This window comes from Streptomyces sp. NPDC031466 (assembly GCF_055581265.1).
In genome coordinates, this window is the sequence record NZ_JBVIJT010000001.1 from 755362 (window position 1) to 782114 (window position 26753).

At 70.3% G+C, this 26753-nt stretch carries 14 protein-coding genes and 1 pseudogene; 5 read left to right on the forward strand and 10 right to left on the reverse strand.

Features of this window, described 5'->3' with window-relative positions; genetic code table 11:
- Positions 1–22 precede the first annotated feature (22 nt).
- From ACZ5GP_RS02800 to ACZ5GP_RS02835, 8 genes are all read right to left on the reverse strand, one after another.
- Positions 23–859, reverse strand: a complete 837-nt coding sequence (locus ACZ5GP_RS02800) for a carbohydrate ABC transporter permease (protein ID WP_468749046.1) — start codon at positions 857–859, stop codon at positions 23–25.
- Entirely contained in the window at positions 856–1842 is a 987-nt protein-coding gene (locus ACZ5GP_RS02805) for a carbohydrate ABC transporter permease (RefSeq protein WP_468749047.1), read from the reverse strand. Before ACZ5GP_RS02805 ends, ACZ5GP_RS02800 begins: the two co-directional genes overlap by 4 nt.
- Before the next feature lie 5 nt (positions 1843–1847).
- Positions 1848–3182 (reverse strand): extracellular solute-binding protein, encoded by a 1335-nt coding sequence (locus tag ACZ5GP_RS02810; protein WP_468749048.1) that lies wholly within the window; start codon positions 3180–3182, stop codon positions 1848–1850.
- 123 nt (positions 3183–3305) lie between these two features.
- The gene (locus tag ACZ5GP_RS02815; protein WP_468749049.1) at positions 3306–4364 is read right to left on the reverse strand and encodes a LacI family DNA-binding transcriptional regulator; all 1059 of its coding nucleotides are present in this window, start codon (positions 4362–4364) and stop codon (positions 3306–3308) included.
- Positions 4365–4627: 263 nt separating this feature from the next.
- Positions 4628–5554 (reverse strand): hypothetical protein, encoded by a 927-nt coding sequence (locus ACZ5GP_RS02820; RefSeq protein WP_468749050.1) that lies wholly within the window; start codon positions 5552–5554, stop codon positions 4628–4630.
- A gap of 310 nt (positions 5555–5864) precedes the next feature.
- Positions 5865–6761 (reverse strand): short-chain dehydrogenase/reductase, encoded by an 897-nt coding sequence (locus ACZ5GP_RS02825; protein WP_468749051.1) that lies wholly within the window; start codon positions 6759–6761, stop codon positions 5865–5867.
- 104 nt (positions 6762–6865) lie between these two features.
- Complete coding sequence (locus ACZ5GP_RS02830; RefSeq protein WP_468749052.1) at positions 6866–8695, reverse strand: ABC transporter ATP-binding protein; 1830 nt, start codon at positions 8693–8695, stop codon at positions 6866–6868.
- Positions 8696–8822: 127 nt separating this feature from the next.
- Positions 8823–10223, reverse strand: a complete 1401-nt coding sequence (locus tag ACZ5GP_RS02835) for a hypothetical protein (RefSeq protein WP_468749053.1) — start codon at positions 10221–10223, stop codon at positions 8823–8825.
- Between the two features lie 537 nt (positions 10224–10760).
- On the opposite strand from ACZ5GP_RS02835, the gene ACZ5GP_RS02840 reads away from it, so the two are divergent.
- A complete protein-coding gene (locus ACZ5GP_RS02840; protein ID WP_468749054.1) occupies positions 10761–18236 on the forward strand; it encodes an SDR family NAD(P)-dependent oxidoreductase in 7476 nt (2491 codons plus the stop codon).
- Positions 18237–18291: 55 nt separating this feature from the next.
- Positions 18292–20658 (forward strand): MMPL family transporter, encoded by a 2367-nt coding sequence (locus ACZ5GP_RS02845; protein WP_468749055.1) that lies wholly within the window; start codon positions 18292–18294, stop codon positions 20656–20658.
- Between the two features lie 422 nt (positions 20659–21080).
- Here the strand turns inward: ACZ5GP_RS02845 and ACZ5GP_RS02850 are convergent, their stop codons facing one another.
- Positions 21081–23267: a hypothetical protein gene (locus ACZ5GP_RS02850; RefSeq protein WP_468749056.1), complete on the reverse strand. Its 2187-nt coding sequence runs from the start codon at positions 23265–23267 to the stop codon at positions 21081–21083.
- Positions 23268–23556: 289 nt separating this feature from the next.
- Between ACZ5GP_RS02850 and cutA the strand changes: the two genes are divergently transcribed.
- On the forward strand, positions 23557–23883 hold the full coding sequence (cutA, locus tag ACZ5GP_RS02855) for a divalent-cation tolerance protein CutA (RefSeq protein WP_468749057.1): 327 nt from the start codon (positions 23557–23559) through the stop codon (positions 23881–23883).
- A gap of 46 nt (positions 23884–23929) precedes the next feature.
- A pseudogene (locus tag ACZ5GP_RS02860) lies at positions 23930–24823 on the forward strand (IS5 family transposase).
- Positions 24824–24844: 21 nt separating this feature from the next.
- On the opposite strand, the gene ACZ5GP_RS02865 reads toward ACZ5GP_RS02860, so the two are convergent.
- On the reverse strand, positions 24845–25810 hold the full coding sequence (locus tag ACZ5GP_RS02865) for an NAD(P)-dependent alcohol dehydrogenase (protein WP_468749058.1): 966 nt from the start codon (positions 25808–25810) through the stop codon (positions 24845–24847).
- Positions 25811–25918: 108 nt separating this feature from the next.
- Between ACZ5GP_RS02865 and ACZ5GP_RS02870 the strand changes: the two genes are divergently transcribed.
- The gene (locus ACZ5GP_RS02870; protein ID WP_468749059.1) at positions 25919–26599 is read left to right on the forward strand and encodes a TetR/AcrR family transcriptional regulator; all 681 of its coding nucleotides are present in this window, start codon (positions 25919–25921) and stop codon (positions 26597–26599) included.
- Positions 26600–26753: the final 154 nt, after the last annotated feature.

The window sequence follows — 26753 nt, forward strand, 5'->3', positions numbered from 1 at the left end:
GGAGGCATTGGCGCCTGGGCGCTCAGCCCTTGGTGGCGCCCGTGGTGATGCCCCCGATCAACTGGCGTTCGGCGACGGCGTAGAAAGCGAGGGCGGGCACCATGGCGAGGACGAGATAGGCGAAGACGCGGGCGATGTCGGCGCCGTACTGACCCTGGAACTGTTGGACGCCGATGGGGATCGTCCACCAGGTCTGCTCACTGAACACCAGGAGCGGGAGCAGGAAGTTGTTCCAGCTGCCGACGATGGCGAGGATGGAGACGGTGCCGAGCGCGGGCCGCGCCATGGGCAGCAGGATCCGCCAGAAGAAGCCGAACGCCGAGCAGCCGTCGAGGGTCGCGGCCTCCTCCAGTTCGCCGGGGATCTCCCGGAAGAATCCGCGCAGGATGACGATGGTCATGGGCAGGCCGAACGCGGCCTGCGGCAGGATCACGCCCCAGGGGTTGTCGAGCAGACCGAACGTCCGCAGCAGGACGAACAAGGGCAGGATCGCCACGGCGAACGGGAACATCAGCCCCACGGTGAAGAGAGTGAACAACAACTCCCGCCCGCGGAAGGCGAAACGGGCGAGCGCGAAGGCGGCGAGGGCCGCGGCGCCCACCGTCAGCACGGTCGTGCCGACGGCGATCAGCGTGGAGGCGCCCAGCATGCGCCAGAACGAGCCGGAGGCGAGTATGTCGGTGTAGTTGGACGTCACCCACGGCGAGGGCAGGCCGAACGTGTTTCGGGAGAGCTGGTCGGTGGACTTGAAGCCGGACACGAACGCGTACAGCAGTGGCGTGACCATGACCGCGCCGACCATCCACAGCAGCACGTACAACGGCGCGGAGCGCAGCTTGCGGCGCGCGCCCGCGCTCATCGGGGGGCTCGCATGGTGGTGAGGGCTCCTTGGGTGTCGCGGCGCAGCACGGAGCGCTGGTAGACCAGGGCGAAGGCAAGGCTGATGAGGAACATGGCGATGCTGATCGCGCTGGCGTAGCCGATCTGGTAGCGCTTGAAGCCGAACTGGAACATGGTCACGGCCAGGGTCTCGGAGTGGTGGTCGGGGCCGCCCTGCGTGAGAACCCACACCAGGTCGAAGAGCTGGACGGCGCCGATCACGGACAGGAAGACGCTGATGCGGACGGTCGGTCCGAGCAGCGGCAGGGTGATGTGCCGGAAGCGCTGCCAGGGGCTCGCGCCGTCGATGCGGGCCGCCTCGTGCAGTTCGGCGGGGATCTGCTGGAGTCCGGCCAGGTACAGCATCATGTGGAAGCCGAAGTACTTCCAGGTCATGACGAGGAACAGGGTCGCCAGCACGTGGTCCTGGTCGGCGAACCACAGCCCGCCGAGGCCGTCGAGGCCGACCGGGCCGAGCACCTTGTCGGCGAGCCCGTCGTCCGGCGCGAAGATCATGGAGAAGAGGACGCCGGTGATGACCTCGGACAGGACGTAGGGGGCGAAGAACAGGGTCCGGTACAGGGCCCTGCCACGCAGTTTCTGGTTGAGCAAGACGGCCATGCCGAGGGCGAACGGCAGTTGTACGCACACCGAGAACAGCACGAGCAGCAGGCCGCGCCACAGGTCGCCGAGGAAGACCGGGTCGTGGCTGAGCCGGCGGTAGTTGTCCAGGCCGACGTAGTCCGAAGGGGACCCGAAACCACCCCAGTTGAAGAAGCTGACGTAGAGGGCGTACAGGATCGGGGCGAGCACCAGCGCGCCGAACAGGAGCAGGGCAGGCAGGGTGAAGCAGAAGGCGGCCAGCCAGTCGGCGGCCCGCCGGGCCGGCGGTCGGCGCGCCCTGGTGTCCGGCCACCGTGGTGGGGCGGCGGGCGCGCGGTCCTTCACGGATGTGGAGGTCATGTCGGTCACTGGCTCTTCGCGACCTGGGTGATCGAACGGGACGCCTGCTCGGGCGACTTGGATCCGGCGATCAGGGCGGCCACCGAATCGTTGATCTCCTGGCCGAGGGCGGGCGGGTACGCCTGGTCGAGGTAGAGCTGGAAGCCGGTCGCCTTGTCGACCGTCTCGGAGACGAGCCGGAGGTTGTGGTCGGTCAGGGCGCTCATCGCGTCCTTGACGACGGGCATGATCGAGGCCTTCGTCACGAGGACGCGGTCGGACTCGGCCGTCATGAAGAACTTCAGGAAGTCGACGGCCGCCTTGGGCGCCCCCTTGCGTACCGCGTAGCCCCCTCCCCCGCCGAAGACGTCGGTGCGGGCGCCCTTGCCGCCGGCGACCTCGGGGAACGGGAAGAACCCGAGGTCCTTGCCGATGCCCTTGCCCGCGTCGGCCTGCGCGACGGGCGCCCACTGGCCCATCAGCTCCATCGCCGCCCTGCCGTTGCCCATGGTGGCCGCCTCGCCGTTGGGCGTGGAGTAGGCGGCCCCGAGGTGGCCCTTCTGGAACGGCTGGAGCGCGACGAGTTCCCTGAGGTGCTCACCCGCCTTGACGAAGTCGCCGCCGGTGAAGTCCTCGGCGGCAGCGGCTTTCCGCATGCCGTCGACGCCGGCGATCCGCAGGGACAGGTACGCCCAGTAGTACATGCCGGGCCACTTCTCCTTGCCCGCGAGGGCGATGGGGGTGATACCGGCCTTCTTCAGCTTCTCGACGGCGTCGAGATAGTCGGCCCAGGTGGCGGGTGGCGCCTTGATGCCGGCCCTGGCGAACAGCGCCTTGTTGTACCAGAAGCCCACCGCCCCGATCTCGAAGGGCACGGCGTACGTCTTGCCGCCGATCCGGTACGGCTCCAGCGAAGCCGACAGGAGGGTGTCCGCCCAGGGCCGGATCGAGGGGGTCAGGTCCTCGACGAGGCCCGCGTCGACCTGCTGCTCCAGCACACCACCGCCCCAGGTGTGATAGATGTCCGGCAGTTTTCCGGAACTGGTCAACGCCGTCATCTTCGACTTGTAGGCGTCGTTCTCCATGGTGACGAGCTTGACCCGGATATCGGGATGCTCGGCCTCGAACGCCTTGGCCCGCTCGGGCCAGACGGTCTTCGACGGCTCCGTGGTCTGGATGTTCCACCACTCCACGACGGTGCGGCCCTGGCTGTCCGTGGTCGTGGAGCCACCGTCCGAGCAGGCGCAGAGGCCCGCCGCACCCAGTCCCGCAAGCGACGCGGCCCCCATGAACCGGCGGCGGGAGAGAGCTGGGGACACGGCGCCGGACGCGGACGTGGCGGCTCGGTCGAAGGCTGGCATGGCGCACCTTCCGGAAGAGTTCCGAGAATTATCGAGATGGCCATGGAAGTTACGGGCATACGTCGGGGGCGTCAACGGCCCTGACGAAAACAGCCGTTGACGCCCCCTGGGAGCGGTGGTCCGTTATGTGCTGCGCGGCGGGGCGGTGCTCGCGCGGACCACCAGCTCGGTCGCCAGCTCCACCCGCGGCGACGCCGGTTCGATGCCGCGCGCCAGGTCGAGCAGCATCCGCGCCGCCAACTTGCCCATGTCCGACAGAGGTTGCCGGACCGTCGTGAGGGGTGGCGAGGACCAGCGCACCTCCGGCAGGTCGTCGAAGCCGACGACGCTCATGTCCTGCGGCACCCGAAGGCCGCGGCGGCGCAGCGCCTCGATGGCGCCGAGCGCCATCTGATCGCTCGCGGCGAAGATGGCGGTCGGTGGATCGCCGAGGTCCAACAGCCGCCCCGCGCCGGTGAATCCGGACTCGTGGTAGAAGTCGCCGGGCACCACGAGCCCGTCGTCGACGGCCACCCCGGCCACGTCGAGCGCGGCCCGGTAGCCGTCGAGCCGCGCGCGTGAGCACAGCAGCCGCGGCGGGCCCTGGATGAACCCGACGCGCCGGTGTCCGAGCTGGAGCACATGCTCGGTCGCCGCCATGCCGCCCGCCCAGTTCGTGGCGCCGATGGTCGGGGCCTCGCCGACGGGGGACCCCGCCGGGTCGATCACCACCAACGGCACGCCCAGACGGCGCAGTTCGTCGTGGTGCCCCGGCGCGAGCACCGACGTCACGAGAATCACCCCGTCGGAGGCGCGGGCCCGGAGATTGGTCATCCACTGCCGTGCGGCGCCCGCCCGGTCGTGGATCGCGGAGACGACCGTGCCGACACCCGCCTCGTGCGCGACCTCCTCCACACCCCGGATGATCTCGACGGCCCAGGGGCTGTCCAGGTCGTTGAAGACCAGGTCGAGCAGGGCCGCCCGGGCTCCGGGCGCGGCCGGGCGCCGCCGGTAGCCGTGCCGGTGCAGCAGGTCCTCGATGCGGGCGCGGGTCGCGGACGAGACGTCCGAGCGCCCGTTGACGACGCGCGAGACGGTCGGCACGGACACCCCCGCCTCCCGCGCGATCTCGGCGATCGTCACCTTCGCCGCCCCGTCCGGACTGCGTGTGCCCGCCTTGCGCTGAGCGCCTTCCCCGGCCACCGGCCCCACCTCCGTAGCTGTCCGCCCGGAAACTCCGGGCGCCTTCCGGAAACCGTAAGACATGCCGACGGCCGCGCCCCGCCGGGAGAGTTGTCCGGCGGGGCGCGGTGGAACTGACTGGTACGAGGGGGTTCAGCAGGCGGAGTTGGCCTGCGTGAGCAGGCCCGTCCGCCCCTGTGCTCGGCGCCCCGGCCGCCCGACCCATCGTGGGGCCGCACCGGGGGCCCCGCACAAGGATCGTGTGGGGCCCCCGGCAAGGTGGATCACGGTGTTCCGTTGGCCCCGTTCGCGCAGGGACTGCCGGAGCCGAAGGTCCCACCGAGGCCGCCGGCGCCGCCGTGGAAGAGGTAGCCCCCGGTGGCGTTGCCGCCGGCGCCGCCGATCCCACAGGCACCGTCACTGCTGGCGCCCGACTTGGCGCCGCCGTTACCGCCGTTGCCGCCCTTGCCGCCGAAGTTGTTGACGCCTCCGGAGCTCAGGCCACCGGCACCGCCGATGCCCGCGGCACCGCCCGGGTAGGCGCCGCCGAGGCTGCCGTTGCCGCCGTTGCCGGCCTGACCGCCCTTACCGCCGTTGCCGAAACCGTTGATGCCGCCGGCACCGCCGTTGCCGCCCCCGCCACCGCCGTGGCCGATGCCGCCGTTGCCCGCGTTGCCGCCCAGACCACCGTCCGACCCGCCGACGCCGCCGAGGCCACCGCGGCCACCTACGCCGGCGTTGGCGCCGGAAGCGCCACCGGGGCCACCGAGGCCGCCCGCACCGGTGTGGGTGCCCATGCCGCCGGCTCCGCCCGCACCGCCGGAACCGGTCAGGCCGCCGGTGGCACCGGTGCCGCCGTTGCCGCCCGCGGCGCCGTTGGAACCGGCGTTGCCGCCGACAGCGCCCGCACCGCCGGAACCGCCGCCCAGGCCGGCGCCGCCATTGCCGCCCGCACCGCCGACCCCGTTCAGGACTCCGTTGCCGCCAGGTCCCCCGGCGCCGCCGGCGCAGTCCCCGGTCCCGGTCGCGGGTCCACCCGCTGTTCCGGGATAGCCGTTGGGGTGGACGGTGGTGCCGTTGGCGCCGGCGATGCCGGCGGTGCCCGCGGTGCAGGCGAGAGCGGAAGCACCCGCCGGAGTACCGACGAAGAGCGTCGCGCCGGCGAAGAGCGTCGGCAGGGCGAGGAGGGCTGCGGTCTGTTTCCTGTTCATGAGGGTGTTTCCTCTGGATCGGGTGAAGCGGGGCGCTGCAGCGAACTGATGCGAAATCGCCCAGGAACAGTTGTTCCCTGGAGTTCTCATGCCGCATGCCACTGAGGGAGCTGGACTGGATACCGGCCCACCTCCATAAGACACTCAATTTTCGATATATGCGGTAAACGGGGAGTGTAATATCCATCGATATTCGCCCGAGAGAGCAATCCCCTGTTTTCCGTACACAAACTCATCCGAAATATATTTCTGGCCGGTACTCGCTTATGCGGTGGACCGTGCGCGGCTGGGTCCTTCGCCCTGCTCCCGTTCAGGGGAGCGCGGGCTCCACAGAGGACTGAGCGTGGGGCGCACCTCCGTTGCGCGCTGTGTCTTCGAGAACCCTCAGGAGCGGTTGGAGCTTGGTGTGCCGGGACAAGAGGTGGTCGGAGAGCGGATTGACGATGCCGCGCAAGATCCCGACGGGTTGCCAGCGGCGCGGCACAGTGGTGCGCGTCGCGCGTCGCTCGATCCCGCGAACCGCTCGGTACGCGACTGCCTCCGGGGAGACGGAGGCCGCGAGGGGGCCGGGGAAGGCCACCTCGCGCATCCGGGTCGTGAGTTCGTGTCCGCCGAGCGCCGCTCGGCTCATCGGAGTCCGCACCCACCCCGGACAGAGGACGCCGGCCGTGGCTCCGTGCATGGCCAACTCGACGCGAAGGGCTCGGGCGAACTGCTCGATCGCGGCCTTGGACGCCGCGTAGGGGGCGTTCACGGCGCCGTTGATGTACGCGTATGTGGACGAGGTGATCAAGACGTGGCCGCGGCCGGCGATGATGTGCGGGAGCGCCTCGCGCACTGTGCGCCACACGCCCAGGAGGTTCACCTCGATGATGCGCTCGAACAACTCCGGGTCGATGGTGGCGATGGTGGCGGGCAGTTCCGGGCCGATCGCCGCGTTGGCGAAGACGACGTCGAGCCCGCCGAACCGGTCGACCGTGCAGGCCATCGCGTTCTGCAGGGATACCCGGTCGGTGACGTCCACGGGCAAGGGCAGCACACGTTCCTCGCCCAGCTCGCGGGCTAGATCGGCGAGTGCGGTGGCGTTGCGGCCCGTGAGAACCAGGTTGGCGCCTCGGGCGTGCAGGACCCGCGCGCCGGCCGCACCGATGCCGCCCGCGGCTCCGGTGATGAAGACGGTTTTGTTCAACAGGGAGTACTTGGCCATGGACCGTGTCCTCGTTGTGGGGGGGAGTCACCGGGACCGCCCCCGGGGGGGGCATGGCCCGGCTTGTACGGCTCTCGGGGAGCACTGGAGGGTTGCTGCCGGAATTACTGTCGATAAGGGCGGTGCGGAACAGGAGTCGAAGCGACCGGAGAATCGGTGGGCGGCATGGGGACGGGTGGGCGGCCTGCGGAGATCACGGTGTGCTCGGCGGTGAGTTCTCTGTAGTGGCTGCTGCGGGCGAGGAGGGTCTCATGGCTGCCGGAGACCGCTGACCCGTCCTCTGTGAGCAGGACGATGTGCCGGGCCCTGCGGACGGTGGACATTCGGTGGCTGGCGACGATGACGCAGCGGGTGGCCGCCAACTCGTCGAGGGCTCGAACGACGAGGCGGTCGCTGATGCCATCCAGGTGCGAGCTCGGCTCGTCGAGGAGGACGATGTCACTGTCCGTGAGAAGGCCGCGCGCCAGGGCGAGGCGCTGACGCTGCCCGCCTGACACATCCTGGAGGCGACCCAGAGACGTATCGAGGGCTCGGGGAAGCCGCAGGACTGTCTGCCGCAGCCCCACCTTCTCCAGTTTTTCCAGCAGTTCCTCGTCGCCCGGCGGTTTCTCGAGGCCAAGGCAGAGGTTCTCGCGGACGGTGCCTTCGATAAGGGTCGATTGCTGGTCGACGTAGGTGACGCGCCGCCGCAATTCGCCGAGAGGCCAGTCGCCGACAGACCTCCCCAGGATGCGGATCTCCCCGTGGTCGGCCAGTGCGAGACGGTTGATCAAGGTGAGTACGGTGGACTTTCCCACGCCCGAGGAGCCGACAAGAGCGGTGAGGCCGGTCGCCGGGACGTGGAAACTCACATGGTCCAGGACAGCCTTGCCGTGAGGAAGAGCGAAAGTGACACCGCGGAAGGTCACGGCCTGCGCGTCGGGGTCGACGAGGGACTGGGCGCGGGATGCCGTGACGTCCTGTGCCGGCTCCGCGGGGAGGGTCAGGAGGCGCCGGAAGCGGTCGTGTGCGATGCGTCCCATTTGCAGGTGGCCGAGGCCGAGGGCGGCGACGGTCAGGGGCGACGTGAGGTGGAGCAGGAAGAGGAAGAAGCCACTGAAGGTGGCCAGCGACAACTCCCCCTGCGTCATTCGCTGCCCTGCGGCCAGGGCGACGGTCAAGACGGCGACCTGCTGGCTCAGGCTGACGACCGGGCCGATGAGGCACTGCAGGCGGGAGGTGGGCAGACATGCCGAACGGACGGCGTCCGCGGCGTGCCCGAGTCTGCGTTCAGCCTCCCTCTCGTAGCGACAGGCCTTGACGGTCACGAGCGCGGTGAGGTGAGCGGTGAGGCTCTGGGCGAGGTGCCCCAAGGCACGTTGCTGGGCGGCTGCGAGGTGTTTCATCCGGGTTGTCATCAGGGCGATGCAGACACCGGCCAGCCCCAAGGAGCTGACGGCCACCAGGGTGAGGACCGGATCGATGACGATCATGGCGGCGAGCGTGGCTGCCGTGGCGATGAGCGCCACGGGCAGGTGGACGAGTCCGGTTTCGATGAGCAGACGCAGGAGTGCGGCGTCCGAGGTGACCCTGGCGGTGAGGCTGCCAGTGCCCTCCTCGCGTACGGCGCGCACAGGCAGTCGCAGCAGATGACCCACTGCGCGGCGGCGCAGACGCAGCACGGCGCGCTCGCCCACGCCCGCCAGCAGCCACCCGCTCAGGGCCTGCAGTCCGGCTGCCCCCAGGACGGCGACGCTCATGCCCGCGACAGGTCGGGCGACCGCCTGGTGCCGGGTGAGGGCGTGTGTCACCCCCATGGCCAGCCACGGCACCGCGAGACTGGCGGCGACCGAGGCGAGGGACAGGAGTGCGGCCAGGGCGAGCAGCAGTCGGTCACCGCGCAGGAGGTCGTGGCCGATGCGTAGGCCCGGCACCGCGCCGCAGTCCGGGGTCAAGGGCCCGCCCGACGGTCCAGAGCGGACAGACGGCAGGTTCACGTCGCGGCGCCCGGGTCATGGAGGGCCACGGTGCGACCCCCCGGGTGCTGAGCCCTGCGCGGGCGGCGCCAGTGCAAAACGCCACTCATACCGGCTGGGGGACATCGTCGGGTGTGAACCGAACGGCCGTGCCGTACAGGTCGAGCAGCCCTTGGAAGGGCTGGGCGGGCAGACCGGGCTTCCACAGTTCGACGGCCATCTCCCCGTGGTACAGCAGGGGCCAGCGCACGTAGGCGCGCGGGTCGGCCGGATCGTTGACGGCGTGTGAACGGCGAACGGTGTCGCGGGCAATCTCGACAGTCAAGTCGGTACCGCAGCCGAAGCCGTAGGGGAACTGCACGCGGTCCGCCTCGACGGTCTCGATCACCGTGTGGTCGCTGGAGACGACACCGACATGGGCATGGATGCCGGCCCGGATGAGAGGTACCTCGCGTTCTCCGTCGGGGTCCAGCACCCAGGTGCCTGACGGGTCCTTCGTGACGCGGACGGTGGGGCAGGCTTCCATCAGGGCGCAGATCTCCCAGGTCTCCACTGATGGTTGCATCGGCAGCATGCCGCTGGGGGCCAGGACACGCAGACGCCGGCCCTCGGCCAGGCGCGGCTCGACGGCCACGGTCTGCTCTCGTGTCAGGTTGCGCTTGTCGACGTCCCAGGAACCCGAGGCGCTGACCACCAGGCAGTCGAGATCGGGGTCGAAGGCGAACAGCATGCCTTCGCTGAAGCCTCGCATCCCCATGTAGACCTCGTACATGTCGGCCAGTTGGTCGGAGACGAAGTCGGACACCTTCACCGGCGCCGGCAGCAGTCCCAGCTCGCCCATCCGTCGGCCGGCACGCGCCAGTTGCTCAGGTGCGGTGCCGGCCTGCCACGCCTCGGCGGTGATGGCGTCGCGAATGGTGTCGTAGTCCTCGGCGACCTGCCGGGCGCATGCCGCGGTGACCAGCCGATCACGCATGCGGTCGGCGATGTCCGTGACCTCGGTGGGATGGCCGCCCTCCATGTTGCAGAACGTCACCTCCCCCACCTGACCGGCAGCATCCCCGCGGGACACGAACAGGACCTTGGCCGCGCCGAGCCTGCCCATGGCCGTGCGGGCGGTGGCGACCACCTCTGCGTGAGGCAGTGCGCTGAGTCGTTCGGGCACCTCGACCACGGCGACGACATGGCGGGGGTTGCGGCGCAGGCCATGCTGTTGGCGCAGCAGCGCACTCAGCGGCGGAAAGCCCTCGGGGATCCTCTCCCGCAGAGGCTGCGGCCCCTCGGGGATCTGCCCGCACATGAGCATCAGGTCGACATCGCCATGGGAACGGTCCAGGACGGTATGGCCCTGCACCTCGAAGGAGGCGACCAGGCGGTCCAGGAAGGACCGCAGCGCGTGCTGTCCCGCCGGCACCGCGCCGATGACCTGGACGGTGCATGGACGCCACCAGCCGCAAGCGGTGACATCGGTTCGGACGGCGGGTACGGCGACCGGTGAACTGCTCATGGCCTACCTTTCGAAAGTGTTGCGGCTGCCTCATGAAGTGGCCTGCATCGGCCGGGCGCGGCACGCGAAAGCGCGGCGATGACAGGTTCGTTGCCGTGGACGTGCGAGCAGCCGCAAATGGGTACGGGCTCAGGACGTCGGTGACCATACCGGCGGCCCAAAGGGACACCTATCTGCCGTCACCCTTCCGGGATCGACAGGTGACCGGTTGACGCCAGCACGACGTTTCTGCACGTCAGTGGCGTGGGAGAGCCACGAACTTCACGCTCAGGGGTGAAGGGCGGAGCTGCCCCGGGGCCGCCGGACCCGCCAAATTCACCCCCTGTGCGCTCCGGAATTGCTTCTGGCTTTCACCCGCACGCCGCGACGCGTGCAAAACCGTTCGCCGCTCTCCCTATGATCACGGCGTCTTCTGCGGCGAAAGCACCCTTCATGTGCCGGCGCCTGCAGGCATCTTTTGCTGCCCACACCCCCTTCTTTTTCGTGCACCGGGAGAACTCCGTGACCGTGGCCCCCAGAAACCCTGACAGGCCTGCCGTGGCGATCGTGGGCCTCTCGTGCCGGCTACCGGGCGGCATCGACGGACCGCAGGACCTGTGGAATGCCCTGTGGGAGGGTCGTGACCTGGTGGGTGAGGTCCCGCCGGACCGTTTCGATCCCGAGCGGTTCGTCGACACCGAGCGGCGCAGGAGCAACAAGAGCTACACAGCGGCGGGCGGATTCCTCCAGGACGTCACCGGTTTCGACAACGGCTACTTCCAGCGGGTCTCACCGCGCGAGGCGGCACGCATGGATCCGCAGCACCGGCTGCTGCTGGAGATGGCGGTCGAGGCCCTGGACGACGCCGGAATCGACCAGATCACCACCACCGGCTCCGACACGGCGGTGTTCGTCGGCATGTCGAGTCATGACTACGCCGACTTGCAGTCCACCGGCGGTGACGCGCCCAACGCGTACTCGATGGCTGGGCTGGCGGCCACCAACGCCGCCAACCGCATCTCCCACCTGCTCGACTGGCACGGGCCGAGCATGACGGTGGATACCGCCTGCTCCTCGGCCCTGACCGCTCTGCACCAGGCGTGCGAGACGCTGCGCACGGGCCGAGCGCGGATGGCTCTGGCCGGAGGAGTGAGCGTCCTGCTCAGTCCGTTCGGCTTCACCGGCTTCTCGGCCGCCTCCATGCTGTCGCCGACCGGCCGCTGCCGTGTCTTCTCGTCGGAGGCGGACGGTTACGTGCGTGCGGAGGGCGGGGGCGTGGTGGCCCTCAAACTTCTGTCCGACGCGCTTGCCGACGGCGACCGCGTCCATGGAGTGATCCTGGCGAGCGGCGTCAACAGCGACGGCAGCACCACCGGGCTGGCACTTCCCAGCGCCCGGGCGCAGGCAGCATTGCTGGAACGGGTCTACGCCCAGGCCGGCGTGAGCGCCGACGACCTGTCCTATCTGGAGGCCCACGGCACGGGCACACCGGTGGGCGACCCGATCGAGTGCGACGCCATCGGCCGCGCCCTGGGCACCCGCCGCACGATCGGGCCACTGCCGATCGGATCGGTCAAGAGCAACACCGGTCACCTGGAGGCCGCTTCCGGCATGGCCGGACTGATGAAAGCCCTGCTCGTCCTCCGGCACCGCCGCATCCCGCCGACCCTGCACGCGCAGCCGCTCAGCCCGCACATCGACTTCCAGGGCTGGCAGCTCGATCCGTGCACCGAAAACAGGCCCCTTGCCGGGCAGCGACCGGTCGTCGGCGTCAATTCCTTCGGCTTCGGAGGCTCCAACGCCCACGTCGTCCTGGCCACCGCGCCCGTTGTCCCTGTCACCGATCCGAGTGAGCTCCCTGAGGGTGTGCTGCCGGTAGTGGTCTCGGCCCGCACCCCGGAGGCGCTGGAGGCCGCGGCCGTTCGCATGGCCCGGCGGCTGCGGGAGGAGACCCCCGAAGGGTTCTACGACGTGGCGTGGACGGCCGCACGCCGTCGTACCCTGCACCCGCACCGGGCCGTGGTCCTGGCCTCCGCCGCCCGGGGGGCGGCCGAAGCCCTGGAAGCCGTCGGCCAGGGGGCGCTGCCCCTGCCCGCCGCCACCGCCACGGAACAGGCGGTGACGGACGGCCGCGTGGTGTTCGCCTTCGGCGGCAACGGCTCCCAGTGGGCCGGCATGGGGGTGGACCTGCTGCGCGAGGAGCCCGTTTTCAGGGCAGCGCTCGACCGGGTCGATGACGCTCTGCGGCCCCATCTGGGCTGGTCGGTGCGTGAGGAGATGGCCGCGGCCGACCCTGCGCGCATCGAGGCCACCGAGATCGCCCAGCCGCTGCTGTTCGCCTTCCAGATCGCTCTGGTGGAACTGTTCGAGGCCCGCGGCATCCGTCCGGCCGCGGTCCTGGGCCACAGCGTCGGCGAGATCGCCGCAGCCCACATCGCCGGCGCCCTCGACCTGCCTGCCGCCGCCCGGGTGGTCGCCGAACGCAGCCGTGCTCAGGCAGCCACCCGCGGCCGAGGCCGCATGGCCGCGGTCGGCCTGTCGGCGGAGGAGGCGACCAAGGAACTCGCCCCGTATGCCGGCAGTTTGGAGATCGCCGCCGTCAACGGCGACCAGGACGTCACCATCTGCGGTCCCGAAGAAGACCTCCGCGCCTTGGGCGCGGACCTGGAGCTGCGCGCGGTCTTCTTCCGCATGCTGGAGCTGGACCACGCCTTCCACAGCCGAGCCATGGACCCCGTACGGGACGGCCTCCTCACCTGCCTGGAGGGCCTGCGTCCCGACGCCACCGTTCTCCCCTTCGTCTCGACGGTCACCGGCGCCCTCTGCCCGGGCGAGGACCTTGACGCCGGGTACTGGTGGCGCAACGTCCGTGAGCCCGTGCTGTTCGGACCCGCCCTGCACACGCTGCTCGACGCCGGCCACGACATCTTCGTCGACATCGGCCCCCATCCCGTCCTGCGTCCCTACCTGCGCAAGGCGATCAAGGGCCTGGAACGACCGGCACTGGTCACGGCCACCTGTGCTCGGGCCGTGCCGGGGCCTGCCGCCGTCGACACCGCAGCGGCCCACGTACTGGCCGCCGGCGCCCAAGTCCAATGGGAAACCTTCTTCCCTCGGCCCGGACGCACGAGCGACTTGCCGGCCTATCCCTGGCAGCGCGAGCGGCACTGGCACGGCGACCCCCAGTGGTGGCTGCGCGTCTCCGGCGAGACGACCCCCGTTCAACACCCTCTGCTGGGGGCACGCGTCCCCGTGCAGCAGCCCGGCTGGTCCAACCTGGTGGAGCCCACCCGGTTGCCGTGGCTGGCCGACCACCGGGTCGCAGGCTCCGTCGTCATGCCCGCCGCTGCCTACCTGGAGATGGCCCTTGCCGCAGGCGGGCTCGTCCACGACGCCCCCGTCGAGGTCAATCATCTGCTCATCACCCGCGCCCTCGATGTGCCCTGGGACGACGAGGCCGCCGACGTGCGCCTACAGGTCTCCCTCAGCGAAGGCGACCAGGCCCTGACGATTGCCGCGCGTACCGGTGACGACCTGCCCTGGCAGCCGTACGCCCGTGCCCGCGTGCGACGGCTGCTGGCCGCCACGCCGCCCCCCGTCGACCTCGCCGACCTGCGCTCGCGCCTCCACACCACCATGGACGGCGCCGAGCACTACGCCCGTGCCCGGCGCGCCGGCCTCGTGTACGGCCCTGCCTTCCAGGTCCTCACGGAGCTGCGGCTGCACGACGGGGAAGCCCTCGCCTCCTACACCCTGGGCGAACCCGCCGACGGCTACCACGTCCACCCTGCGCTCCTGGACGGCGCACTCCAGGCAGGCGGCTGCCTGACCAGCGTCGACGGCGAGTACCTGCCGTTTCTGCCGGTCGCCGTCGAAGCCTTGCGTCTGTGGCACACCCCGCCGCGGAGCGGCCTGATCCACGTACGCCTGCGAGAGAGCAACCCCCAGGAGACGTGCTGGGACATCACCCTGTCCGACACCGACGGCCACATCTGTCTCCAGCTCACCGGCTGCCGACTGCGCCGCATGGGCAACACCCCCACCGAACCCGTGCAGCACCTCGTCAACGTGCTGCGCGCCGCTCCGGGGACCGCCGACCCGGCACTGCCCGGCCCCCTGCCCTCGCCCACCGTCCTGGCGCAGGCGTGTCTCCCCCACCGCGACCGGCTGGAGAAGACCTGGCGCGAGGAAGGGCACGAAGCCGGGCTGCGGCGGCTACGCGAGTGCTGCGCACGCCTGACCGCCGACGCCTTCGCCCGGCTGCTGCCGGCGGGGCAGAGCGAATTCGACACCGATGATCTGGTGGCAGGCGGCATGCAACCGCGCCACGCCCGCCTGGCCGAGCTACTTGCCCATGCCACCCGCGGTCTGCTGCGCCAGACCCAGCAGGCCGCAGCCGGCCGCCCTGCCCGGTGGCGCCTTCCCGACAACGACGGCCCTTCGGCGAGGGAGTTGTTCCAGGAACTCGTACGCGACTTTCCCCAGCACGCGATCGAGACGTCCCTGTTCGGCCGGTGCTGTCTGCACCTGGCCGATGTCCTGCGCGGCAACCAAGATCCACTGACGCTGCTCTTCGACGAACCCGACCGCCACCTGATCGAGTACTTCTACAGCGACGCCGTCCAACCCCGCTTCCACAATCAGCTGTTGCTGGCCCTGGTACGGGAACAGGTGCGCACCTGGCCCGAGGACCGGCCGCTGCGCGTCCTGGAGGTCGGTGCCGGTACCGGCAGCAGCACAGCCCTGCTCCTGCCCCACCTGCCGCCCGAGCGCACCGCCTACACCTTCACCGACCTGTCCGCCGGCTTCTTCCCACCTGCCAAGGCCCGCTTCGCCGACTTCGACTTCGTCGACTACCGCTGCCTGGACCTGAACCAGGACCCGGCCGAGCAGGGCTTCACCGCGGGCTCCTTCGACGTGGTGATCGCCACCAACGTCCTGCACGCCACCCGAGACCTGCGCGCGACGCTCGCCCGCATCGCCCACCTCCTCGCCGACGGCGGACAACTCCTCGCCCACGAGACCCACGAACCCGGTCTGCTGGCCCCCTGCTTCGGCACCCTTGAGGGATTCTGGGACTTCACCGACGCGCCGTTGCGCGAGGACTCCCCTCTGCTGCCGGGGGAGGCATGGGCACCACTGCTGCGCGAGTGCGGCTTCGACGAGGTCGCCCAACTCGGACATGACCAGGCCCTGGCGGACCTTGAGTACTCGGTGCTCTGCGCCCGCCGCGCGACCCGCACCACCGCCCTCCTCGCCCCCCTCACGCCGCCCGCCGCCCCGGCCGCGCGCTGGCTGCTGGCCGGGGAGAATCCCGACGGCGACCTGCTGCGCGACCTCGTCGACGTGCTCGTCGAGGCGGGCGCCGATGTCCGCGTCGCCGACCTGGACCAGACGCCTCGCCACTGGGCGCAGGACGCGGGGGAGCAACAGCCCCCGCACACGGTCCTGGTCTTCGACGCCCATCCCGGCGACAGCCCCGCCGAAATGTGCGACCAAGCCGTCGCCCGACTCGGTGTGCTGCGGAAGCTCGCCGAAACCGGTTCGCTCCTCCCGACCGGGGCCGCGGCCAACTTGTGGATCGTCACCCGGCCCAGCGGCATCCACCCCTCCCCCGAACGGCCGGGCGCTCCTCAGGACGCGGCGCTGTGGGGCGCCACCCGATCCCTGGCGAACGAGATCCCCCATCTGACCGTCCGCCGCATCTCCCTGGACGCCGGGTCCCGGCCCGCCCACGACGCGCGGCGCCTGGCGGCCGAACTGCTCCAGCCCACCGATGAGGACGAAGTCGTCCTGACCCGCGGCGGCCGCTTCGTCCCGCGTACCGTCCCCCGACCCACCTCCAGCTCCGCACCAGGCGCCCCCGACTCGACGCCCTTCACGCTGCGCCTGCACGACGCCGGCCTGCGCCCCCGGCTCACCTGGACCCCGGACCGGCCGCAGCAGCCCGCCGACGACGAGGTCACCATCGCCGTCGCGGCGGCCGCCCTCAACTACCGCGATGTCATGCTCGCCGTCGGCCTCCTGCCCCCGGGCGCGGAGACACCGCTGCCGGACGGACCGGCCCTGGGCCTGGAATGCGCCGGCACGGTCACCGCGGTCGGCGCCAACGTCACCCACCTGGCAAAGGGCGACCGCGTCTACGCGCTCGCGCCCCGCAGCCTCAGCTCCCACGTGAGTGTCGACGCCCGTCTCGTCGGAACCATCCCCGACGGCATGTCGTTCACCGAAGCCGCGACCCTGCCGGTGGTCTACTTCACCGTCCACCACGCCCTTGAGCGCCTCGCACGTCTCCGGGCGGGCGAGACGGTCCTCGTCCACGGCGCCGCCGGAGGCATCGGCCTCGCCGCCCTCCACCTCGCCCGGGCCCGCGGCGTCCACGTCATCGCCACCGCCGGCACCCCTGCCAAACGCGACCTGCTGCGCATGCTCGGCGTCCGCCATGTCCTGGACTCCCGCACCCTGGACTTCTCCGAGCACGTCCGCGACCTCACCGGTGGGCAGGGCGTCGACGTCGTCCTCAACTCCCTGGCGGGAGAGGCCATCAGCCGCACCCTGGAACTCCTGCGGCCGGGCGGACGCTTCCTGGAACTCGGCAAGCGCGACATCTACACCTCAACCCCCCTGGCACTGCGGCCCTTCGCCAACAACATCGCCTTCTTCGGCGTGGACGCCTACCAGCTCATCTCCGGCCGCCTGCCCCAGGCCGGGGCCTGCTTCGACGAAACGGCCCAGCTCATCGCGGACGGAACCTACCGCCCCTTGCTGCACCTGACCTACCCGGCCACCCGGATCAGCGAGGCACTGCGCGTCCTGCAGCGCTCCCGTCATGTCGGCAAGGTCATCATCACCTTCGAGGAGCCCCCTGCCCTGGAGCGCGTCCACCCGCCCCTGCAGCTCTCCCCGCACGTTACCTACCTGGTCACCGGCGGACTCAGCGGCCTCGGCGCAGCCCTCGCCCACCATCTCGTCGACCACGGCGCACGCCGGCTCGCCCTCCTGGGCCGCCGGGGCCCCGACACCCCCGGCGCCTCCCAGCTGATCCAGACGCTCGCCGAGCGCGGCGCCACCGCCACGGCCCACGGGGCCGACATCACCCGCGAAGAGGACCTGCGCCGGACACTCGCCACCATCGACGCCGACGGCTTCCCCCTGGGCGGGGTGATCCACGCCGCGATGGTCCTGGACGACGCGCCGCTGGCCGAACTCACCGACGAACGTCTGCGCACCGTTTTGGGACCCAAGATGCTCGGCGCGGCCACCCTGGACACGCTCATCCGCAACCGCGACCTCCACCTGTTCGCGACCTGCTCGTCGGTCACCGCCTGGTTCGGCAACTCCTACCAGGCCAACTACACCGCCGCCAACGCCTGCGTCGAAGCACTCACCCGCGCCCGGCGCGCCGCCGGTCTGACCGGTACGACCGTGGCCTGGGGCGCCGTCGGCGACACCGGCTACGCCGCACGCCACGGCATCACCGACATGCTCGCCCGCCTCGGTCTGGACAACCTCTCCCCCGCCGAGGCCTGCACCGCCCTCACCGACGCGGTCGCCCGGGACGTCGACGTCACCGCCGTCGCCAGGATCGACTGGGCCCGGATCCGCAGCATGATGCCGGCCGTGCAGACCCCCCGCCTCGCCGGTCTCATCCCTCTCCACACCCCCCAGGACGACGGACCCGATCAGCTGCGCCACCACCTGGCCACCGCCACCCCCGACGAAGCGCTCACCCTGGCGGCGGACGCCATCACCCAGGTTCTGGCCGAGATCCTGCAGACCGACCCCGCCCGGCTCGACCGCGATCGCCGCCTGGACCAGCTCGGCCTGGACTCGCTGATGGCCGTCGAAGCCGTCGTCGCCGCACGCCGGCGTCTGGGCTGCGAACTGCCGACCCTGGAATTCCTCAACGCCCAAGGCATCACCGACCTCGCCCGCCGCGCCCTGATCCGCCTCGGCCACCAGACCCCGACCGTGCCGGCGCCGGCCACGCCCAGTTCGACCGCACCGGCTCTGACCGTGCCGGGCCCGCACTAGGGGCTCACCCCCCTGCCCCGCCGACCCTTACACCTGCAGTAGAGAGGCAACCGTGATGTGCGAGCCGTCCCTGCACCCCGACCGCTCGCACACCCCGGGCTCCCTCGCCGCGCTCGCCCGATGGGCCGCGCGCCGCAACCGGCTCGTCCTGGTCGTCGCCGCACTCTTCGTCGTGCTCACGGGCCTGCTGTCCGCCGGAGTCTCCGCACACTTGGGCAGCGGCGGCTGGTTTGCCGAGAACACCCCGGCGGCCCAAGTACGCGAGCGGTTGGCGCAGTCACCCCACGGAGGCATGCCGCCCCTTTTGCTCCTGGCCCGCACCACCGGGTCCGTCGACGAGCCGGCCACGCGCACCGCCGGTACCCGTCTCGCGGAGGACCTGCGCCGCGTACCCGGCGTCACCGGCGTCGACTCCTACTGGACCGGTCCCCTTGGTTCGACCGCCCGCGTTTCCACCTCCCCGCCCTCGCCCGATGTACTGCTGCGCGCCGCCGACGGCCGTTCGGCCCTCGTCGCCGTCTGGCTCGATGCCGACGAGCGGGTCCGGCACGACGCCACCGAACACGTCCTGGCCGGCGCCGCCGCGCCGCACGGGCCGTTGGAACTGCGGGCCGCGGGCGAGGCCGCCGTCACCCGCGCGTTCCAGCGACATAGCGAGGAGGATCTGCTGCGCACGGAGCTGCTGGCCATGCCCGTCACCCTCGTGGTGCTCCTCCTGGTGTTCGGCAGCATCCCGGCAGCTGTCCTTCCCCTCGCGGTCGGTGCCGTCGCCATCACCGGCACCACCGCGATCCTGCGTGCCCTCGCCGCCGTCACGCCCGTCTCCACCTTCGCCCTCAGCCTCACCACAGCCGTCGGCCTGGCCCTGGCCGTGGACTACAGCCTCTTCCTCATCGCCCGCTATCGGGAGGAGAGGGCCGACGGCCGCCCGCACCCCGAGGCGGTGGTCCGAGCCGTCGGCGCCGCAGGGCGTACCGTCCTCACTTCCGCAGGCGTCGTGGCCGTCTCGCTGCTGGGCCTCCTCCTCTTGCCGCTCCCGCTGATGCACTCCCTGGCGATGGCCGGCATCAGCGTCGTGCTGCTGGCCGCTGCGGCGTCTGTCCTGATCGTCCCGGCGGCCCTCGCCTGCCTCGGCGAACGTCTGGCCAGTCGTGACCTCCTCGCCCGCCGTCGGCGTGCCGCCCGATCCGCGGCCCGCTGGCACACCCTGGCCATGGCCGTCATGCGCCACCCCTTCGCCGTCCTCGCGCTGACCGGTGCACTGCTTCTCGTGCTCGCGCTGCCGTTCCGTGACGTGACCTTCGACCTGAGCGACGAACGGGCTCTGCCCACCGACTCACCCGTCGTCGCCGCCATGGAGGACCTACGTTCCGGCTTCCCGCAGGTAGGCAGCGAAATCGACGTCGTCCTGCCCAGCCGGCGTCCCGCCGACCCCGATGCCGCACACCGGCTCGACGCCTACGCCCGCCGTCTCTCCGAGCTTCCGGGTGTTCAGGGGCTGCGCACCGCGACCGGCACCTACGTGGACGGCAAGCCCGTCGGTGCCCGGTGCGATCCCACCGCCGCCGATGCGGCCGCGAAGCACCCGTGCGCGGCAGTACGGCGGTTCACCCTGCCGTCCGGCACCTGGCTGGCCATCAGCTCGACACCCCGGCCCTACAGTGCTGCCGCCGCCGACCTCCTGCACGCCATCCGCGCCCAGCCGGCCCCCGCTCCCGTCCTCATCGGCGGAGCCACGGCGGACTTCCTCGACACCCGCGCCGCTGCCCTCCAGCGACTGCCCGCAGCCCTGGTCGTCGTGGTCCTCGCGACCCTGGCCCTGCTGGTCGTCTTCACCCGTAGCCTCTTCCTGCCGCTCAAGGCCTCGCTGATCAACCTGCTCAGTCTCACGGCCACGTTCGGTGCGATGGTCCACATCTTCCAGCAGGGCCACCTGCGTTACCTGGTGGGCGACTTCACCGTCACCGGTACCACCGACCTCATGCTGCCTTTCATCGCGTTCTTTCTCGCTTTCGGCCTGTCCATGGACTACGAGATCCTGCTCCTGGCCCGCATCACCGAGGCGTACGGCCGCACCCGTGACACCGCCCGAGCCACGGCTGAGGGGCTGCAGGCCGCAGCGCCACTGTTCACCGCCTCTGCCGCCGTGGTTCTGGTCGTCCTGCTGGCGCTCGCGGTGACGGACGTCCTCCAGATGAAGATCATCGCTGTCACCGTGGCCCTGTCCGTCCTTCTGGACACGGTGGTGATCCGCCCCTTGATGGTGCCGGCCGTCATGAAGCTGGCGGGGCGCGCCAACTGGTGGCTCCCGGCGCCCTTGCGACGTCGTCTTCGACTGCATCCGCCCGCCGGGCCGTCTCGGCACCGAACCGCCGCCGGCACCGCTCCCAAGCCTGCGGCCGAGACCCCCGTCTCCACATGACCAGGCGCGAACCGTCATCTGCCGCTTGACCGCGCGGGTCCGCTCGGTTCCGGGTACGAGCACTCGGGACTCACCCGGTCCGGACCCGCTCGCGGTCACCCGCCGACACGGCCAAGGGAGCTGGCCCCCCACTGCCCCCAAAACGATCAGGGGCCGTTTCAGATTGCTCTGAAACGGCCCCTGATCTGCGACTCTTTCGAGTCGGGACGACAGGGTTTGAACCTGCGACCCCTTGACCCCCAGGAGTGAGGACCACAGGAACTACCTGCACATATCAGGCAAGACCAGGATGCGGAACGTGCATCTCCGCGCACGCTGTTCAGGTGCGCGAGCACCGTGTGGTCCCCAACTGGTCCCCACGGCAATGACGCAGACCAGAGGGATCAGCCTCTCGTGGAGGATCCCGATCCCCATCCGACATCTCAGGAGATCTCGTCCCGACGGGCCCTCTCGACCTTACGTTTGAGGTTCCTGATGGCCTCGTGCCACCGCCAGGAATCGCTGGTGTACCAGCCCTCTTCGTCGATCGGCTTCCAATCCGCCAGTTCCTCCAGCTGTGAGAGCACCGTGTCAGCATCGTCGTGACTCCTGCCCCGGTCGAGTTGCCCTGTGATGGCGTGGAGTCGGTGGGCGGCACGGTAGAACGAGACCTGGCTGTCGGTCAGCCTGCGTACGGCGTAACCGCCACACTTGCCGCACCAGTCGAAGTCGTCTCTCGCAAGCAGGTCAGTGACGGTCAGAAGATCGTCGTTGGCTGCGACACCGCGTTCCCTGGCGTGACGGCACAGAGGTGAGTGGCCCTTTCCTTCGATCTGCGGATCCGCGTTCGTGGTGTAGATCTGGGCTACAGCCAAAGGCCCCAGAGGAAGACCGCTACCACGGTGCCACCGGTCAGCACCGGGTTGCCTGAAGGGCGCGAGGTCCAGCCGGTCGCTGGCGAGCGTCCCCTCCCACACGGCCAAGGGCAGCATCCGCTCGCTGCCTGCGTCGAGGGTTCGCAGATCGTGCACTCCTCGCGTCAAGGCGAGCAGGCGTAGGTTGCGTGCCCGATCGGCGTCGAAGTAGGTGCGGCGAACGGTCTGACGCGCACCGTCGATGCCTCCGAACTCTTCGCCGAAGTGCAGATCGTGAGCGTCACTGCAACCACCCGTCCACTGGCTCCCGCCCGCCTCGAGCTCGGAGCTGGCGGCCTGAGCCCACGTTCCGATCAGGCTCTCCGGAAGATCGGAGGCACCTGCGACGAGAACTCCGCTCCACCCCTGCCCAAGCCTCCTCTCCACCACGTCAAGAGGCAGGACTTCGACTCCGCCACTCACCGAGACGACAATGTAGAGCTCGTCAGAACTGCGAGTGAAGGTCCGCAGTACGCGGATGTGTTCGGCAGTGACAGGTTGCCGGTCGAAGACCGGGGTGTCGTCGAAGACCCCGGGGCGGATTGAACTCGGCCGATCAGCTGGGGTGCGACTAGGTTCGATCGCATCGGCCTCTTCGCGGGGCGGTTCGCACGCCACGTCACTGGACGGGGCGTGCAGCCTTTCCGCGATGAGGGCAGGAACGTCAAGCGTGAGCGTACGGCGCCCCCAGTCCGCGCCCACGACCCACGTGGCCACGACACCCTGCGTCCACGAATCCAGCCCTTCGAGCAGTCCTCCCCGCACCCCTCGTGCCGTCTCCTCAGTGGCCTCGGGCAGGCGCGCGGTGACACGCTGCGTCGGCTTGCCCTCAGCCGATGCAGCCAGAGCGCGAGCCTGGGCCTCCCAGGAGTCGATCAGACGTGCCGCCCCAGCCAGCGCATCGTCATGACCCTTCCGGTTGCTGCGGATGCCCTGCACAAGGTAGTGAGACATGTACGAGCGAGCTGGAGACCCCACCCAACTACTCTCGGCCGCACCCTGCCACCGACGCCACAGCGCGTTCAGCGCCGTGGAGATCTTGTCGCTGCTGCCCAGTACCGCGAAGGCCGGGTCCTCTCCGGAAAGCCGGGGCCGCTCCATCGCTGCCGCCGCCGCAGCCACGAGCAGTCCCGCCGGCTCGACGAACAGGGCCGCCTGAGAGCGCAAGGTCTCCAGGAACTCCGCCTTCGTCTCCAACGCCCGCTGCGCCCAGTCCTCAAGCCAAGGGAAGGAGGCGAGGATGGACTGAGCCCGGTGCAGGCTCTCCGCCGCCCCGTGCCAGTAGGAGAAGACCAGCCCCTGCAGGCGCTCCGCGTCCTCGCGCACGTCCTCCCCGCCGTCATCCGTCGCCTCCGCATCCGAACGCAGGACTTCAGCGGCAGCTTGTACCTCTTCCTGTGTCCAGCACTCGTCCTCGTCAGGTTCGGTGTAGGACTGCAGCTGATGGAGCAGGCCCACTCCGCCGAGCGCCCGGAGGAACATCCCCAACGCGGTCGTCGGCCGTGCCCACGATCCCCGCTCCGTGCAGCGAGAGCACAGCCGTCCCATCACCTCCGCATCCAAAGCGACCTGTGCGGTCTTCACGTCAGACGTACGAAGCTGCCTGCATGCTCTGGCAACGTGCAGTCTGGCGTTTTTCCCCCGGGCTGAGTACAGCGTGATCCGCGTGCCTTCAAACGGTCCGAGCGGCACATCAGCCCACGAGTATTCCTGCATGACCTCCCCCAATCCTCCGCCTCGCCAGCTTAGAGCCGAGGACTGACACACATCGCCGCATACGCGGGACTCGGCTCTCTCGCCGCCGAGGCCAAAGCTGTTGGCACTCAACTTCTTCTCGCTTACTCCCCAGGCGCCCAAGCGGCACGAAAATGCGTGCACGTGGCACTGGTCCCCAGGTTTGGTCCCCAGCGATGGCACACGCAAGGCCGACCGCGATGCGACCGGCTGTCGGCATTCGCTGGACGGCTGGGTAGGGTCGAGGTACCCGCGCTGGAGAGGCAATTGCATGGCCCACGAGATTGTGATCGCGCAGACGACCAGCGACGACAAGGGCCAGGCGAAGGCGCTGGCCCGGGGAGCGGTCGAGAGCAAACTGGCAGCGGGCGTTCACATCGATGCGCCGATCACCGCCTTCTACTGGTGGAAGGGGGAGGTCGAGACAGCGCAGGAGTGGCGGATCTCGTACATGACTACTACGGACCGTCTCCCGGCACTGGAGGCATGGCTGCACGAAAGGCATCCGTATGACGTCCCCCAGTGGATCACGCTGCCTGTGACCGGAGGGTCGGAGGCGTACCTGTCCTGGGTGGTCGAGGAGACTCATCCGCAGTAGGGCGCTACTACCCGGCGTCTCACCGCCACCGAGCTTGCACGCCGCGATGGCTCACGACGCGAACGCCAGCAAATGGCCGGCGAGGTCGCGGTCCGTGTCGGGGAGACGGGTAGCGATGTTGCCGCAGGGCATCAAGCCGGGCCGTCCGCCGGTGTGGACGCGACGGCAGCTGATAGACGGCATTCGGTGGCGGACCCGTACCGGTGCTCCCTGGCGTGATGTGCCGGAACGCTACGGGCCCTGGGAGCGGGTCTACGACCTGTTCCGGCGCTGGCAGCGCGATGGCACCTGGGCCAGGTTCGTCACTCAGCTCCAAGCTCAGGCGGACGCGAAGGGCCTGATCACCTGGGACGTGAATATCGACTCCACCGTCTGCCGGGCCCACCAGCACGCCGCCGGGGCCTCGAAAAAGGGGATCTGCAAAAGGAACCGCCCGGCGGCATTGCCGTTGAGCCGGCCGACCATGGTCTCGGACGTTCCCGAGGCGGCTGACCACCAAGATCCACCTTGCCGTCGAGCAGGGGCAGAAGCCGCTGAGCGTCGTGATCACAGCCGGCCAGCGGGGTGACTCGCCGCAATTCGAGCCGGTCCTGGAAGCCATCCGGGTACCTCGCCTTGGTCCGGGCAGGCCCCGCAGGCGGCCGGACCGGGTGCGGGCCGACAAAGCGTACGACTCCCGCCGCAACCGGGCCTACCTGCGCAGACGCGGGATCAAGGCGACTATCCCGGTCCCCGCCGACCGCGTCCGCAACCGCCAGAAGCTCGGTGCCCGAGGCGGTCGGCCGCCGAAGTTCGACAAAACCGACTACGTGAGCGGCATGCCGTCGAGTGCGGGATCAACCGCCTCAAGCGCCACCGGGCCGTGGCCACGAGATACGACAAGCTCGCCGTCCGCTACGAGGCGACCGTGTTGGTTGCAGTCCTCAACGAGTGGCTGTGACCAGCACCTTCCCAACAAACCCTAGTCGACCCTGACCACGTACTTGCCCCGCACACCGCCCGCCTCCAGCGCCCGGTGTGCGGCCGCTGTCTCTTTCAGCGGGAAGACCGTGTCCACCGCCGGCCGCAGCCTCCCCTCTGTCACCTGGCGGGCGAGGTCGTCGAAGAGCGCACGTTCGGGGTTGCCGCTGAAGAAGCGCACCCGGCCGCGTCCGTGGACGGCGCTGGCCGCGATATAGCCCAGCGAGGCGGCGGGCCGCGTCAGGTCGAGGGCGATGGTGACCATGCGTCCGCCCGGCTTCAGCATCCGCCGCACGGTACGCAGGTCGCGGCCCGCCGTGTCGAGCACCACGTCGAACAGTCCCAGTTCCGCAGGAGACACGGTCCGGTGGTCGACGGCGTGGTGGGCACCGAGCGTACGGACGAAGTCGAGGTTGGCAGCGCGGGCCAGGGCCGTGACCTCGGCACCGTACGCCTGTCCCAGCTGGACGGCGGCGTTGCCGACGCCGCCCGCCGCGCCCCGTACAAGCAGCCGTTCACCGGGGCGCAGTGCGGCCTTGTCGCGGAGGGCCGTGACGGCAGTGGTGGCCACCGGCAGCGCGGCAGCGGCCACGAGGTCCAGCCCGTCCGGGACCAGGCCGAGCCGCTCGGGCCGTACCGTCACGTACTCGGCAGCGCTACCGAATCCGGAGCCGCGGCCCAGGACGCCCCACACCTGGTCGCCGACCGCTACGCCGGTCGCGCCGGTGCCGAGTGCGGCGATCTCGCCAGTGAAGTCCAGCCCGACGCGCTGCGGGAACTTCCGGCCGGTGACGAGGCGGACCCGACCGGAACGGACCGCCAGTTCGCCGCCGTTCACGCTGAACGCGCGCACGCGCACGAGGACCTCGCCGGGTGCCGGTCCGGGACGTGGCACCCGGCCCACATACAGCACCTCGGGGCCGCCGAAGCGGTCGAACAGTACGGCTTTCATCGTGCGGTCGTTCATCGTTGCGCTCTCACCTTCGCCACCAGTGGCCCTGTGGGGGATCGTGGCGCCGAGCGTAGGCTGGCAAACGGACGAGATCGTCCACTTGACCGGAGGTGAGAGACAGCGGTGGGGGAATCCTCTCGGATCGCGGGGCAGGACGGTCTGCGCGCGGACGCCCGGCGCAACCGGCGGCGCATCCTCTCGGCTGCCCGCCTGGTTTTCGCCGAGCACGGTATCGACGCGCCCATGGCGACCGTGGCCCGACGGGCGGGGGTGGGCGTGGCGACGCTGTACCGGCGTTTCCCGACGCGGGACGCCCTGGTGCGGGCCGCGTTCGCGTACCAGATGGACACCTGCGCTCGGGCGCTCACCGAGGCGCTGGCCGACCCCGATCCGTGGCAGGGCTTCCAGCAACTGGTCGAGACGGTCTGCGAACTGCAACGGGAGGAACGGGGCTTCCCGGCGGCGTTCGTCGCGGCCTACCCGGACAGCACGCGAGAACACACGAGGTTCGGGGAACAGGTCGAGCGGGACTTCATTACCCTGGTCCGCAGGGCGCAGGCGGCGGGCGTGCTGCGGGCCGACTTCCACCCCTCCGACCTTGCCGTGGCCCTGTTGGCCCACTGCGGTCTCGTCACCGCGCTGCCGGGTGACCGTGCGGCGTCCCGGCGTCTGGTGGCGTACTTGCTCCAGTCGTTCCGCGCCGAGGCGGCCCACGGAGCGCTGCCAGCGCCGAGCGCACTGTCGCTGCGCAGTCTTCCGCTCGCAGCCCACGGCTCCCAGGGACAGCGGTCCTCCGGAACCTGATACGAAGCGGCGCCTGCCGCGTGGCCGCCCTTCGGGCGACCGCGCCACTTTCGCAACAGGCCCTAAAGCGTGTTGCAGAAGGTTGCGTCCGGGCAGGTCAGGGCCGCTCTGGGGGCGGTCTGATCACGCTGCGAGGGCGAGGTTGTGCATGTGG

Excerpts from the sequence above, each read along its gene's own strand:
- ACZ5GP_RS02800 (WP_468749046.1), bottom strand. The coding sequence starts at position 859 with ATGAGCGCGGGCGCGCGCCGCAAGCTGCGCTCCGCGCCGTTGTACGTG.
- ACZ5GP_RS02805 (WP_468749047.1), bottom strand. The coding sequence starts at position 1,842 with ATGACCTCCACATCCGTGAAGGACCGCGCGCCCGCCGCCCCACCACGG.
- ACZ5GP_RS02810 (WP_468749048.1), bottom strand. The coding sequence starts at position 3,182 with ATGCCAGCCTTCGACCGAGCCGCCACGTCCGCGTCCGGCGCCGTGTCC.
- ACZ5GP_RS02820 (WP_468749050.1), bottom strand. The coding sequence starts at position 5,554 with ATGAACAGGAAACAGACCGCAGCCCTCCTCGCCCTGCCGACGCTCTTC.
- ACZ5GP_RS02825 (WP_468749051.1), bottom strand. The coding sequence starts at position 6,761 with ATGGCCAAGTACTCCCTGTTGAACAAAACCGTCTTCATCACCGGAGCC.
- ACZ5GP_RS02835 (WP_468749053.1), bottom strand. The coding sequence starts at position 10,223 with ATGAGCAGTTCACCGGTCGCCGTACCCGCCGTCCGAACCGATGTCACC.
- ACZ5GP_RS02845 (WP_468749055.1), top strand. The coding sequence starts at position 18,292 with ATGTGCGAGCCGTCCCTGCACCCCGACCGCTCGCACACCCCGGGCTCC.
- ACZ5GP_RS02850 (WP_468749056.1), bottom strand. The coding sequence starts at position 23,267 with ATGCAGGAATACTCGTGGGCTGATGTGCCGCTCGGACCGTTTGAAGGC.
- cutA (WP_468749057.1), top strand. The coding sequence starts at position 23,557 with ATGGCCCACGAGATTGTGATCGCGCAGACGACCAGCGACGACAAGGGC.
- ACZ5GP_RS02865 (WP_468749058.1), bottom strand. The coding sequence starts at position 25,810 with ATGAACGACCGCACGATGAAAGCCGTACTGTTCGACCGCTTCGGCGGC.